This is a genomic window from Citricoccus muralis (genome assembly GCF_003386075.1).
Lineage (GTDB): Bacteria > Actinomycetota > Actinomycetes > Actinomycetales > Micrococcaceae > Citricoccus > Citricoccus muralis.
Map to the genome: position 1 here is coordinate 1,575,257 of NZ_QREH01000001.1, position 12,980 is coordinate 1,588,236.

At 69.6% G+C, this 12,980-nt stretch carries 11 protein-coding genes; 5 read left to right on the forward strand and 6 right to left on the reverse strand.

Translation table 11 applies throughout. The annotated features are described in order from the left end of the window. Both C8E99_RS06910 and C8E99_RS06915 read right to left on the reverse strand, forming a co-directional pair. Positions 1-3,108 (reverse strand): DUF4040 family protein, encoded by a 3,108-nt coding sequence (locus C8E99_RS06910; protein WP_115931669.1) that lies wholly within the window; start codon positions 3,106-3,108, stop codon positions 1-3. 95 nt (positions 3,109-3,203) lie between these two features. Further along, a complete protein-coding gene (locus C8E99_RS06915) occupies positions 3,204-4,316 on the reverse strand; it encodes a serine hydrolase domain-containing protein (protein WP_170144544.1) in 1,113 nt (370 codons plus the stop codon). A gap of 74 nt (positions 4,317-4,390) precedes the next feature. Here C8E99_RS06915 and zupT point away from each other — a divergent pair, with 74 nt between their 5' ends. Beyond that, positions 4,391-5,194 carry a zinc transporter ZupT gene (gene zupT / locus C8E99_RS06920; protein ID WP_115933292.1) on the forward strand — a complete coding sequence of 268 codons (804 nt, stop codon included), beginning with the start codon at positions 4,391-4,393 and terminating at the stop codon, positions 5,192-5,194. 9 nt (positions 5,195-5,203) lie between these two features. Beyond that, positions 5,204-6,562 carry an MFS transporter gene (locus C8E99_RS06925; RefSeq protein ID WP_115931670.1) on the forward strand — a complete coding sequence of 453 codons (1,359 nt, stop codon included), beginning with the start codon at positions 5,204-5,206 and terminating at the stop codon, positions 6,560-6,562. 18 nt (positions 6,563-6,580) lie between these two features. Here the strand turns inward: C8E99_RS06925 and C8E99_RS06930 are convergent, their stop codons facing one another. Both C8E99_RS06930 and tpx read right to left on the reverse strand, forming a co-directional pair. Beyond that, the gene (locus C8E99_RS06930; RefSeq protein ID WP_245952139.1) at positions 6,581-7,882 is read right to left on the reverse strand and encodes a S1C family serine protease; all 1,302 of its coding nucleotides are present in this window, start codon (positions 7,880-7,882) and stop codon (positions 6,581-6,583) included. A gap of 48 nt (positions 7,883-7,930) precedes the next feature. Beyond that, positions 7,931-8,431: a thiol peroxidase gene (gene tpx, locus C8E99_RS06935; protein ID WP_115931671.1), complete on the reverse strand. Its 501-nt coding sequence runs from the start codon at positions 8,429-8,431 to the stop codon at positions 7,931-7,933. Positions 8,432-8,462: 31 nt separating this feature from the next. Here tpx and C8E99_RS06940 point away from each other — a divergent pair, with 31 nt between their 5' ends. Then, positions 8,463-9,356 (forward strand): patatin-like phospholipase family protein, encoded by an 894-nt coding sequence (locus C8E99_RS06940; protein ID WP_115931672.1) that lies wholly within the window; start codon positions 8,463-8,465, stop codon positions 9,354-9,356. A 53-nt stretch (positions 9,357-9,409) separates the two neighbouring features. Here C8E99_RS06940 and C8E99_RS06945 read toward each other — a convergent pair whose 3' ends face one another. Continuing rightward, positions 9,410-10,042 (reverse strand): PACE efflux transporter, encoded by a 633-nt coding sequence (locus C8E99_RS06945; RefSeq protein ID WP_245952141.1) that lies wholly within the window; start codon positions 10,040-10,042, stop codon positions 9,410-9,412. Between the two features lie 233 nt (positions 10,043-10,275). On the opposite strand from C8E99_RS06945, the gene C8E99_RS06950 reads away from it, so the two are divergent. Continuing rightward, positions 10,276-11,250, forward strand: coding sequence for a diaminopimelate dehydrogenase (locus C8E99_RS06950; protein ID WP_170144545.1), 975 nt, complete (start codon positions 10,276-10,278; stop codon positions 11,248-11,250). Between the two features lie 200 nt (positions 11,251-11,450). Next, entirely contained in the window at positions 11,451-12,530 is a 1,080-nt protein-coding gene (locus tag C8E99_RS06955) for a DUF808 domain-containing protein (protein WP_115931673.1), read from the forward strand. On the opposite strand, the gene C8E99_RS06960 is transcribed toward C8E99_RS06955, so the two are convergent. After that, positions 12,527-12,976 carry a VOC family protein gene (locus C8E99_RS06960; protein ID WP_115931674.1) on the reverse strand — a complete coding sequence of 150 codons (450 nt, stop codon included), beginning with the start codon at positions 12,974-12,976 and terminating at the stop codon, positions 12,527-12,529. The two genes, C8E99_RS06955 and C8E99_RS06960, sit on opposite strands and share 4 nt — an antisense overlap. Between the last annotated feature and the right edge of the window lie 4 nt (positions 12,977-12,980).

The following is a 12,980-nucleotide window of genomic DNA, read 5'->3' on the forward strand; positions in this document are numbered from 1 at the left end:
TCACCGCCCCCATTCTTCGGGCCGGACGCCGGACGAGATGTGTTGTGTCTGGGGCCGGACGGGGATGGAACTGGTCACGGGCTCGGCTTCCTCCTGGGTGTCCGGTGCCGGGGTGTCGATCTCCTCCAGGAATGCCTCGTCCACCCGCTCCCGGGTGCTTTCGCCGCCGTCCTGCTCTGCGGAGGCGGGCGCCGTGCCGAGGACGTTGAAGGCGAGCATGACGAGTCCGATCACGGCGAGGTAGACGCCGGCGTCGAAAATCATGGACGTGGTCACGTGCTGCCCCAGGAGATAACCGTGCTGGGGCTCCATATAGGTCCCTGTGAAGGCCATGTTCACCAAGCCGATGGCCACGGCTATCACCACGCCGCCGCCGATGAGGTACAACGGGGCGCGCGGAGGACCGATCTGACGATCCTTCGAGGTCGACAGGTACAGCAGACCGACCACGGCTGAGCCGACCAGTGCAGCGATGAATCCGCCGCCGGGCTCGTTGTGGCCGCGCAGGAAGAGGATCGCGGAGACCACGGCCAGGATCGGCAGGATCACCTTGAGCATCAGCTGCAACTGGCTGGTGTTGCCCCACGAGTCCAGAATGGCGCGCCGAGCGGTCGGGGTGCCGAGATCGGGGCCTTCCAGGGCGCCGGAGCCGTCGTCCTCGCCGGGCGTTGCCGGGATCAGTTGAGGGTCCAGGTGACGGTTGCGGATGGTGGAGAGGATGGCGGCAATAGCCACCCCGGTCATGCCCAGCACGGCCAGTTCACCGAGGGTGTCCAGGGCGCGGAACTCCACCAGGATGACGTTGACGATGTTGACGCCACCGGTGATGTCCTGGCCGTTCTCCAGCAGGTACGTGCCGACCTCAGACTTGTCCCGGCGGCTGGTCAGCCCCCAGACGGCCAGGCCGGTCGCCAGTCCGGCGCTCACGGCGATGAGGGCGGCCGGCACCGCGCGCCGGGTGCGGACATGATGGAAGGTTCGTGGCAGCTTCTGCAGGACCAGCATGATGACGATGACGGTCAGGGACTCCACCAACAGCTGGGTGAGGGCCACGTCCGGGGCGCCCAGGGAGACGATCTGCACGGTCACCAGGATCCCGACGGCGGACAGCGCCACGGTGGCGCCGAGGCGTGAGCGGGCCATGGCCACGCCCAAGGCCGAGACGGCCAGCAGGATCAACAGCACGACGTCGGACGCCCGGTTGAGGTTCGGTTGCAGCGGCGGCAGGTCTCCACCGGCGTTCAGCAGGAGCACGCCGGGCACCACGATGGCGGCCAGTGAGAGGACCATCATGGCCGCGTGGGAGGCGGCGGCGTCCCGGGCGGTGAGGCGGTTGACGCCCGAGCCGAGCGCCGTCAGGGCCGAAGTGGCGGAATCGACCAGGCCGGACCCGCTGAACGGCAGCTGGGCCCGTTCCAGGGCTGGCCAGAGACGGTGACGGAACGCCAGGGTGCCCAGGCCCACCACCAGTACCGCCACGGTGGTCAGCAGTTCCGGGGTGACGCCGTGCCACAAGACGAAGTGCGGGTGCACCTCCGTTCCGGGCAGAGCCGCCGTGGCCGCCGCGCCGACCGCGGTGTCCAGCAGGGGCAGGGCGAACAACGCGGCCACGGAGGCCAGGATCGGCAGCGCGGTGGCGCCGACGAGGATGGCGCCGGGTGCGTGGCCGGCGCTGTGATGGCCGTCCGGGGCCGTTTCAAGAGCCGGCTCAGGGGCCCGAGCGCGGTCCCAGAAGCCGCCCACCACGATCTTGGCGCAGTAGGCCACCGTCAGCACGGAGCCGAGGGCAGCACCGGCCAAGGCCACGGGGCCCGCCCACGAGGGCAGGGTTCCGGCGGCAGCTCCGGCGGCCACCCAGTCCCCGGACCAGGCGTTGAGCGCGGTGAAGATGGACTCCTTGGAGACGAAGCCGAGCAGCGGCGGGATGCCGGCCATGGCCCCGGCGCCGAGGACCGTCACCGCGAAGGTGCCGGGCAGGGCTCGGCGCAGCACAGGCAACTGACGCAGGTCGCGGGTACCGGTGGCATGGTCCACCACCCCGATCATCATGAACAGCCCGGACTTGAACAGGGCGTGCGCGATCGTGTGGATGAGGGCGGCGGCGATGCCGGCCTCCGTGCCGGTGCCGATGGCCGCGACGATGAGCCCGAGCTGGCTGACCGTCGAGTAGGCCATCAGCTTCTTGAGGTCGTGCTGCTGCACAGCGCGCCAACCCCCGACGAGAGCGGTGATGAGGCCGGCGGTGACGAGCAGGACGGACCACAGCGCATTCTCATGAAACGCCGGGGAGAACCGCAGGAGCAGGAAGATGCCCGCCTTGACCACGGCAGCGGCGTGCAGGTAGGCGGACACCGGCGTGATGGCGGCCATGGCATCTGGCAGCCAGGAGTGGAACGGGAACTGGGCCGACTTGGTCATGGCGGCAAGCGCGATGAGCAGCCCGATGGTGGTGGTGAACGCCGGGTCAGACGTCCACAACCCGGCCGAGGCCTGCGGGTCCAGGATCACCGAGAGGTCGGTGGTGCCGGCGCGCACGGCCACCAGGACCACCGCCACGAGCAGCGCCAGCCCGCCGAGGAATGTCACCAGCAGGGTGCGCATGGACGGGGCGAAGGCGGCGCGTCCGGAGCGGGCGATGAGCAGGAACGAGGCCAGCGAGGTCAGTTCCCAGCACAGGAACAGCACCATCAGGTCATCGGCGGTGACCAGGCCGACCATGGACACCGTGAACAGGGCCATGCCGAGGTAGAAACTCAGGTAGGCCGAGGGCCGCATCCCGGCGTCGAGATACCGGGTCGAGTACACCAGCACGACGGCGCCGATGAGCAGGGAGATCAGCGTGAAGACGCTCGAGATGGGGTCGGCCGCGAAGGACAGGTCGATCCCCCAGGCCGGAATCCAGGGGGTGGACCAGGTGTTGGCAGCCGAACCGGCATCGGTCCCCGTTCCGGCGGCACCGCCAGTCAGCAGGGCCGGAAGGTAGAGCACCGCGGCGCCCAGGTAGACGGCGGCGAGCGGCCAGCCGGCATTGCGTCCCAGCCAACGGCAGAACAGCGGGGTGAGGATGAGTCCGACCGCCAACAGGGCAAGCGTGAGGGCGATCAACATGCGACTCACCCTACCGAAGCTCGGTGGCCCACGTGACACCAGCAGGCCGCGTCCGGTCGTCTTCGGAGGCACGTCGCGAGAGCCCCTTTAAGTAGTCAAGAAGTAGTCAGGATTTCGGACGCGCCACCGGAGCTGTTCGCTGCCAGCGAACGAATGGCGTCGGAGACCTCCACCAGCAGCCTCCGATCTGCCGGGTGACCGCTGGCCCGGTCGGTCACCAGGCCGACGGCCAAGTCCAGGTCCGGGTCCGCCCAGCCCAGGCAGACGTCCGATCCGTTGTGCCCAAAGGTCCGTTCCGTGCTGGTCTCCCCCAGCGGACATCCCGCTCCGGTGCCGCCCAGCTGCACCCCGGTCCCCCAGCGGGTCGGCAGTCTGGTCCAGCCGTCCGGACCCCCGTCCGAGCTCGGTGTACACAGCGCCTCCCGCTCCGGGACGTGGAGCAGGTACCGGTAGAACCGTGCGAGCTCCAGCGCGGTGGTGGAGATCCCGGCCGCCGGGATCTGGGCCTGCCGGACGACCCGGCGGTTCAGCAGGGCCGCGATCACGGGCCCGCCCGGGGCGGCGCGGAGGGAACCGTCGAAGGGCAGGCAGCGGGGCAGCTCAGAGTCCGGTACGCCGGGATGGACGTCGTGGAGTCCGGCCGGCTCCAGGACCAGCTCCCGCAGCAGACCGGCCCAACCCACGTCTCCGTCTCCTCCCACACCCCGCCCGCCATCCCGACCGACAGCCCGCCGTGCCACCTCCGCGAGGATGAACCCGAAGTCCAACGGCTGGTACGCGGGACCGGCACCGTATCTCCGGTCCCGACGCCGGCCTCCCGCCACCCGCTGCAGGGAGGCCTCGGTGCGGTGCATGGCCATCACGGCGGCCGGATAGGGCCCCGCCGAGGGGACGGCGGAGCGGTGGGTGAGGACGTCGCGGAGGGTGGTGCCGGCCTTCGAGGTCCTCTCGCTCCGCGGCCACCGACGGCCGGAACCGTAGTCGGGCCAGTACGCGGCCACGGGCGCGTCGAGGTCGAGCAGGCCTTCGCCGGCGAGCCGGTGCACCAGCAGGGACGTGAAGGGCTTGGAGGCGGAGAACAACCAGCCCAGGGCGTCCGGCTGACAGCGGACGGCCCCGTCCACCACGGTCCGCCCGCGGTGGATCACCGCCAGCTGCACCGAGGCCCCACGGGAGGCCGCCAGCTCGAGGAGATCGGAGGCATGCACGGGCCCAGCGTAATGAAGCTCCGCGCGCCTTGTCCCGTGCCGGCGTCGGGCTCTGGCCGCCCTACACTCGGCTGGTGGAGAACTTCTGGCTGGCCTTCGGGCTGACACTGCTCGCCGGCCTCTGCACCGGTATCGGTGGACTGATCTCGGTGGTCCCGCGGCGCGCGTCCGGCGCGTTCCTGTCCGTCTCGCTGGGCTTCTCGGCGGGCGTCATGCTCTACGTCTCCTTCATGGAGATCATGCCCAAGGCCTTGGACTCCCTGACCGCGGCCAATGGACCGGCTGCCGGACCGTGGGCTGCCGGAGCCGCATTCTTCGCCGGGGTCCTGCTCATCGGGGTCATCGACCGCCTGGTGCCCGAGCAGATCAACCCGCACGAGCCCGGTTTGGTCCATGATCCGGCTGCGGCCGTGAAGCGCCGTCGGATGATGAAGACCGGCACCGTGACGGCCCTGGCCATCGGAGTGCACAACTTCCCCGAGGGCTTCGCCACGTTCATCGCCGGACTCACCGACCTGCAGGTGGCACTGCCCGTGGCCCTGGCGATCGCCCTACACAACATCCCGGAGGGCGTGGCCGTGGCCGTGCCCATCCGCGAGGCGACCGGGTCCCGCCGCAGGGCCGTCCGGTGGTCCTTCCTCTCCGGACTGGCTGAACCGGCCGGGGCGTTGATCGGCTTCGCCCTGCTGATGCCCTTCATGAACGACTTCACCCTGGGACTCACCTTCGCCCTGGTGGCCGGCATCATGGTGTTCATCTCCCTCGATGAGCTGCTGCCCACCGCCCGCGAGTACGGAAAGCACCACCTGGCCATGTATGGGCTCGTGGCCGGCATGGCCGTCATGGCCGTTTCGCTGTTGCTGTTCGCGACGCTGTAGAACTGACCCATGACCACCGACCCCGGCGCCAACTCCGGCACCAACCCCGGCGCCAGCCCCGACATCACCGCCGCGCCCACTCCCGGCGTACCAACTCCCGGCGTCCCCTCCGTCCCTCCGGCCGGGCGGGCTGGGCGGGCTGGGCGGGGAACGATCGGCATCACGCTGGCTGTGCTGGCCGTGGTGTTCATCGCCGTCAACCTGCGTCCGGGGGCCACCGCCCTGGGACCGGTCCTGGCCGAGGTGTCCGCGTCCTTGCAGATCAACGGCACCGTGGCCGGGGTCATCACGGCACTGCCGGGGTTGATGTTCGGGCTCGTGGGATTCGTGGCCGTGAGCCTGGGTCGCCGGGCCGGGCTGTCCCTGACCATCGCGCTCAGCCTGATCGTGATGGTCCTTGGCCTGCTGTTGCGCCCCTTCGCCCCGTCCATCTGGGTGTTCATCCCGTTCACCGCCCTCGCCCTGGCCGGCATGGCCGTGGGCAACGTCCTGGTCCCCGCGTGGATCAAGCGGCACGGCGGCGGCCGCACGGTGGCCCTGATGACCCTGTACAGCATGTTCCTCACCGTGGGCGGATCCGCCGGTTCCGGCCTCGCCTCGCCCCTGGCCGAAGCGGCTGGAACCACTCTGTCCGCCGGGGACCCGACCGAGGGCTGGAGGTGGTCTCTCGGGTTCTGGGGGCTGGCCGCCGTCGTCCCCCTGGTGTTGTGGTTGCTGGTGGCCCGCCGCACGGGACACGACTTCCCGGGGACCCCGCCTCAGGATGAACCGGACCGGCCCCTGCGGTCCTCGCCCACGGCCGTATTCCTCATGGTGTTGTTCGGAGTGCAGTCCATGAACGCCTATGTGCAGTTCGGCTGGCTGCCGCAGATGTACCGGGACGCCGGACTGGACGCCAACCTGGCCGGGGCCCTGCTGTCCGTGGTCGCTGCGCTGGGCGTGGTCGGCGGGCTCGTGATGCCCACTGTGATCGACCGGTCCCGCACGCTGGCACCCTGGATGATCGGCTTCGGCATCGCCACCGCTGGCGGATGGGCCGGGATGCTGCTGGCCCCGGCCGCCGGTGGCCTGTGGTGGGCCGTCCTGCTGGGCCTGGGCGGTTTCGCCTTCCCCACGGCGATCGCCCTGATTCCAGCCCGCAGCCGGCAGCCGCATGTCACCGCAAGGCTGTCCGGATTCGTCCAGCCCTATGGCTACATCGTGGCCGCCGTCGGCCCGATGACCGTCGGGTTGATCCATGCGGCCACGGGGAACTGGACCCTGGTGCTCATCCTGCTGGCCTGCTCCGGACTCGTCATGGCGCTGGCCGGGCTCCGCGTCTCCGCCCGTGTCTACGTGGACGACGAGATCACGGTGCAGCGGGGCTAGTCGATCACCGGTTGCCGGTCAGTAGACCACGGCCTCTTGCAGGGTGGCCTCACCCGAGCGGTCCTCGCCTGCCTCGGTGGTCCATTCGACCGTGATGACGTCCCCCACGTTGTGGTCGTTGACGATCCGTGAGAGTTCGGCGGCCGAGGTCACGGGCTGGCCGTCCACGGTGCGGACGATGTCCCGTTCCCGAAGGCCGAGCTGCTCGGCCGAGGAGCCCGGCGTCACCTCGATGACGACCGCCTGGTCCTGTTCGGTGCCCACCACGATGCCCAGGGCGCCGTCCATCCCGATGCTGACGGAGTCCGTCTCCTCACCGGAGAGGACCTGCTCCACCACATCCAGAGCCACGGTCACCGGAATCGCATACCCGTCCACTTCCTCGGCCGTCTCGCCCTGGGATGCCGCCGTGGTGATGCCGATGACCTGGCCGTCCCCGTCCACCAAGGGGCCGCCCGAGTAGCCCGGAATCACGTCCGCGCTGGTCTCGATGAGACCCGACAGCCGGGACATGTCATCGGGGACACCGGAGGAGGCCACGATCGACTCTTCCAGTCCCGTCAACTCACCGGTCACGGCGGTGAGGTAGCCCTGGCCACCACCATTGCCGACGGCCGCCGTGGGCCCGCCCCGGTCCGGGAGCTCGGTGTTGATGGAGGCCGTGGCCAGGGTGGGTGCGTCCTCGATCTGCAGCACAGCGACATCGTGCAGGGAATCGCGCCCCAGCACCGTGGCCGTGTAGACCTCGCCGGAGTCAGCGACGGTCACCGTGACCTCGGAGGCGTCCTCGACGACGTGGTAGTTGGTGATGGCCAGCCCGTCGCCGGTGAGGACGACGCCGGTGCCGGTGCCCATCCCGCTCATCAACTGGGTGTCCACCATGAGCACCCCCGGGGCGTCCGTGACCCGGGAGCCCTGGTCCAGGCCGGCGTCGTCCAGGTTCGGGCCGGCCGCCCAGTCCACCTGGATCCCCTCGTGGCTGTGCTGCAGGGCCTCGCCGAGGGGGACGCCTCCGGTGGCCGGTAGCGCCGGTCCGTGGTCCTGCGCCGCCACGATGTCCTGGATCTCCTCGAAGATCAACAGGCCCACGCCACCGGCCAGGATGGCTGCGGCCAGGAATCCCGAGGCGACGATCAGGCGATAGGCGGGGCTCCGGCGTCGACGGCGTGGCTGTGGGTGCGGGGGCAGGTACTGCTGCTCGGGCTGGTACTGCTGCACGGGCACGCCATAGATCGGGCCGACCGCGGGGGGCCGGTCCGGAAAGGGCGGGATCCCGACCGGCGGTCGGTCGGGATCCCCCGTGTTCTCAGGGTCGTTCACGGTACTCCGGTGATCAGGACGGGACGTGGTGGACCGGGCGGAACCAGGTCAGCCGCGGACGGCGGCCAGGGCCGAGTCGTAGTCCGGTTCGGTGGTGATCTCCGGGACCACCTCGGTGTAGGTCACGGTGCCCTGCGGATCGATCACGATCACGGCCCGGGCCAGGAGTCCGACCATGGGGCCGTCGGCCAGGGTGACCCCGTAGTCCTCGCCGAAGGTGGAGCGGAACACCGATCCGGTGGTGACGTGGTCGATGCCCTCGGCGGTGCAGAAACGGCCGGCGGCGAAGGGCAGGTCGGCGGAGACGGCCACCACGGTGGTGTTCTCCAGGTCCGCGGCCGCCTTGTTGAACGTGCGGACGGACTGGGCGCAGACGCCGGTGTCCATGGAGGGGAAGATATTCAGCACGATCGTGCGTCCGGCCAGGGACTCCAGGGTGACGGGAGCCAGGTCGGACCCGGTGAGGGTGAAGGCGGGGGCGGGGGTGCCCTCGGCGGGTAGCTCCCCGACGGTGTTGACGGGGCTGGACTTGAATGCGGTGGTTGCCATGCGCTCCAACCTAGCGGTTTAGGCTGGCGAGGTGGAACTGCGCAGCAATGTCACCGATACCGCACTGCTCTTCGAGGGCGGTGGGATGCGCGCATCCTATACGTCCGCTGTGGCGGTCGCCCTGCTCGAGGCGGGCATCCACCTGGACTTCGTGGCCGGCATCTCGGCCGGGTCGTCCAATACGGCCAACTACCTGGCCCGGGATCCGTGGCGGGCGCGGCATTCATTCGTGGACTTCGCCGCCGACCCGAAGTTCGGCAACTGGAAGACCTTCCTGCGCGGGGACGGGTTGTTCAACGCCAAGTACATCTACGAGGAGACCGGCCTGCCGGACCAGGCTCTCCCCTACCCGTGGGAGACCTTCCTGGCCAACCCGGCGACGCTGCGGCTGGGTGCCTTCGACGCCGAGTCCGGCCAGGCCATCTGGTGGGGCCGGGAGGACATCCAGGAGCCGCCTGACCTGATGGTACGGGTCCGAGCCTCCTCCACGATGCCGGTGCTCATGCCGCCGGTGCGGCTGAACGGGCGGACCTACGTGGACGGGGCCCTGGGCCCGGATGGCGGGATCCCCCTGTCCGCTGCGATCGACGCCGGCCACGAACGGTTCCTGGCGGTGCTCACCCGCGAACGCGGCTACGTCAAGGCCCCCGAACGATTCCCCCGGTTCTACCTGCGCTACTTCCGCAAGCACCCGGCGATCGCCGAGGCCCTGCTCACCCGGTGGCAGCGGTACAACGCGACGCGGGAGCGCTTGTTCGAGCTCGAGCGGGAGGGCCGGGCCTACCTCTTCGTGCCGGAGACCATGCCGGTGTCCAACGGTGAGAAGGACGTGGTCAAGCTCGCCGCCGCGCACGAGGCCGGGCTGGCCCAGGCCCGCCGGGAGTTGCCGGCCATCCGGGAGTTCCTCGGCCTGCCAGCGGTGTGATTGCTGTCAGCGGTGTGATTGCTGCCGGCGGTGTGAATGCTGCCGGCTGACCGCTACTGGGCGGAGTCAGGCAGCCCGAATACGCGGTCGAAGAGCCAGGCGTACACCGCGTTGTAGATGAGGAAGAAGACGATCAGCGCCGCCTCGTAGAGGAAGGCCTCCCACAGGCCGACCTGCAGCAGCACCGCGACGGCAGGCACCAGGACGATCACCAGGCCGAGCTCGAACAGCAGCGTGTGCAGCAGGCGGATCCGCAGGGGCCGGCCGGTGTGGCCCGAACGCCGCTCCCAGCGCTCGAACAGCGTGTTGAACACCATGTTCCAGATCAGGGCCACCACCGAGGACAACACCCCGACGGCGGCGCTGGCGCCGGCCGGGTTGCCCATCAGCGCGAGGATGACCGTGGTGAAGCCGATGGCGAGCGCCTCGAAGATGACGGCGTAGACGACGCGGCGAACGGCCGGCGTCGGGAAGACCCGGCGACCGATCAGGGCCCGGCGGCCGCCGGGGGCCAACGGCACCTCACGTTGGGCGGCGTCTGACGTAGGCTCTCCGATGGAGTCGCTGGCTGAGTCGACAGTGGAGTCGGGGGCGGGCTCGCTGGTGGGGTGGGGCGCGGTCCCGGGCATGACGAAGAAACCTCCAAGATGTGTCCATGGGAAGTCCTCGACCGGTTTCGCGTCCATGGAAGCGGATGCTCGGCGTCCTGGACCGATCGACCGGCAGGCCCAGGGAAAACCGAGGCTGGCCGGATGCGGATCGATGGGGACCGGTGGTCCCGTGACGCCGTGTGATGATTCTACCAAGGTTGAACTCCTGGTCCGACGCGGCTATTCCCTGTCACTCCGGGCAGACGCCACCGGACCTGAACACACTTGAACACACCAGAACAGACCTGAACAGAAAGAGGCTCCCACCCATGTCGAGCTCCCCCCTGACCCTCCGGACCGCCATCGTCGGATACGGAAACCTCGGCAAGAGCGTAGAGAAGCTGATCCGTGCCCAGCCGGACATGGACCTGGTGGGGATCTTCTCCCGACGTTCCGAGCTGGACACGGACACCCCGGTGTTCCCGGCCGCCTCGGCAGCCGATCATGCGCAGGACATCGACGTGCTGTTCCTGTGCCTGGGCAGCGCCACCGACATCCCGGAGCAGGCCGCCGGCTACGCCCGGCACTTCACCACGGTGGACACCTATGACAACCACCAGCTGATCCCGGAGCACTACGCCACGATGGATGCCGCGGCCCGTGAGGGCGGGCACGTCGCCATGATCTCCACCGGATGGGATCCCGGCCTGTTCTCCCTGAACCGCACCCTGGCCTCCGCTCTCTTCCCCGACGCCCAGCAGAACACGTTCTGGGGCAAGGGCCTCTCCCAGGGCCACTCCGATGCTGTTCGCCGGGTGCCCGGGGTGCGGCGGGGCGTCCAGTACACGATCCCCAACGAGGATGCGATCGTGGAGGCCAAGGCCGGCCGCGGCGCCGAGATCAGCGCCACCTCCGCGCACGTCCGCGAGTGCTATGTGGTGGCCGATGAGGCCGACCACGCCGACATCCGCGAGGCGATCACCACCATGCCGGACTACTTCGCCCCCTATGACACCACCGTGCACTTCATCTCCGACGAGGTCTTCGAGCGCGACCACCAGGGCATGCCCCACGGCGGCCACGTGGTCACCTCCGGCGATCTGGGCGGTTCATGCAGCTCGGTCGAGTTCGCCCTCAAACTGGGGTCCAATCCGGACTTCACCGCCGCCTCCCAGGTCGCCTATGGCCGGGCCGCCGCCCGACTCAAGGCCGAGGGGAAGACCGGAGCGTTCACCGTGCTGGAGGTCGCCCCGTACCTGCTCTCCCCCGTCGCCCTGGACGAACTCATCCGCCGGGATGTGTGAGCGTTCGGGTTGACCGGAGAGCCGCCGGCCCCGTCATGGGCCGGCGCGCCGCCGTCGTCGTATGCTCTGAGCATGCCGATCACGCGAGATGACCGCGAGACCCTGCCCGCCTCGGTAGCCCCGGTGCCCCCGGCGCACCCCACGCGACCGGACAACTCCGCAGTGCGATCAGCACGGCGCGTTCAGTCACGGGGCAACCGGTGAGCGGCGGCCTGGTCGCCCTCCTGGACGACGTCGCCGCCCTGGCCCGCATCGCGGCGGCCTCGGTGGACGACATCGCCGCCGGGGCCGCGAAGGCCGGCACCAAGGCCGTGGGCGTGGTGATAGACGACGCGGCCGTCACCCCGCAGTACATGACCGGGGCCGACCCGTCCCGCGAGCTGCCGATGATCAAGCGGATCTTCTGGGGCTCGCTGCGGAACAAGCTCCTGATCATCCTGCCGGCGCTCCTGCTGATCAGCGCGTTCATCCCCTGGCTCATCCCGTGGATCCTCATCCTGGGCGGCACCTACCTCTGCTACGAGGGCGCCGAGAAGGTCTGGCACAAGCTCCGCGGCCACCATGCCGAGAAGCAGGCCCCGGCCACGGAGAAGGGTCCCGAGGCCGAGGACAAGGTGATCAAGGGGGCCATCACCACCGATTTCATCCTGTCCTGCGAGATCATGGTCATCTCCATGAACGAGGTCGCCGACGAGAGCATCTGGTTCCGCGCCCTCATCCTCGTCGTGGTGGCGATGGCGATCACCGTGCTCGTGTACGGCGCCGTCGCGCTGATCGTCAAGATGGACGACGTCGGCCTGCACCTCGCGCAGAAAGAGGGCACCGGAACCCGGCGGTTCGGCGAGATGCTGGTCAAGGCCATGCCGCGGGTCCTGGCCGCCATCACGTTCATCGGGACCATCGCGATGCTGTGGGTCGGCGGGCATATCCTGCTTCAGCAGTCGGCGGAGCTGGGGCTGCATGCCCCCTACGACCTGGTCCATGCCCTCGAGGCCCCCGCTGCCGCGCTGCCCGCTGTGGGCGGGTTCCTCGGCTGGCTGGTGAACACGCTGTGCTCGGCCGTGATCGGGTTGATCTGGGGCCTGGCCGTCATGACCGTCTTGCATCCCCTGCTCCGGTTGCTGCCGATCGGCAAGTCGCCCGATGCCGTGGAGGGTGCCGGCCACGAGGAGGGGTCCCTCCGGGCCGCTGTGGCCGGTCACCGTCCGAGCCGCCGTCCTGCGGCGCAGGGCCCGGGCCCGGGTCCGGGTCAAGACCCGGAGTCCGAGCCCCCGGCCTAGCCGGCCGCTTCGCCGGATTCGCCGGATTCGCCGGCGTCTACGGAGAAGGCCCACATCACGCCGAAGCGGTCGAAGGCCTGGCCGTACCAGCCGCCCCAGGGGGCGTTCTCGAAGGGCATGTTCTCTGACCCGCCGCCGGAGATCAGCTTGCCGATCAGGTCCCGGGCGGCTTCCGGGCTCTCCACCGTGTAGAGCAGTGAGTACGCGGTGTCCCTGATCGGGTAGTCCTTGCTGTCCGTGGCATCACCGCCGGCAAGCTCGCCGCCCGGCAGGGACAGGGTCACGTGGGCCACCGCCTGCGGGTCTGGCTCGAAGGGCATGCCCTCCATGGGCACATCGCCATAGCGCAACAGGTTCAGTCTGCCGCCGAACACCTCATGCCAGTGCTCGAACGCCTCGGCGGTCTGCCCGGGCAGGGAGATATACGTCGCAAGGGAGGTACTCATGGGG

What these genes read in the sequence shown, in the direction of transcription:
- C8E99_RS06910 (WP_115931669.1), bottom strand. Translation starts at nt 3,108, where the DNA reads ATGTTGATCGCCCTCACGCTTGCCCTGTTGGCGGTCGGACTCATCCTC.
- C8E99_RS06925 (WP_115931670.1), top strand. Translation starts at nt 5,204, where the DNA reads ATGACCACCGACCCCGGCGCCAACTCCGGCACCAACCCCGGCGCCAGC.
- tpx (WP_115931671.1), bottom strand. Translation starts at nt 8,431, where the DNA reads ATGGCAACCACCGCATTCAAGTCCAGCCCCGTCAACACCGTCGGGGAG.
- C8E99_RS06945 (WP_245952141.1), bottom strand. Translation starts at nt 10,042, where the DNA reads ATGGACGCGAAACCGGTCGAGGACTTCCCATGGACACATCTTGGAGGT.
- C8E99_RS06950 (WP_170144545.1), top strand. Translation starts at nt 10,276, where the DNA reads ATGTCGAGCTCCCCCCTGACCCTCCGGACCGCCATCGTCGGATACGGA.
- C8E99_RS06960 (WP_115931674.1), bottom strand. Translation starts at nt 12,976, where the DNA reads ATGAGTACCTCCCTTGCGACGTATATCTCCCTGCCCGGGCAGACCGCC.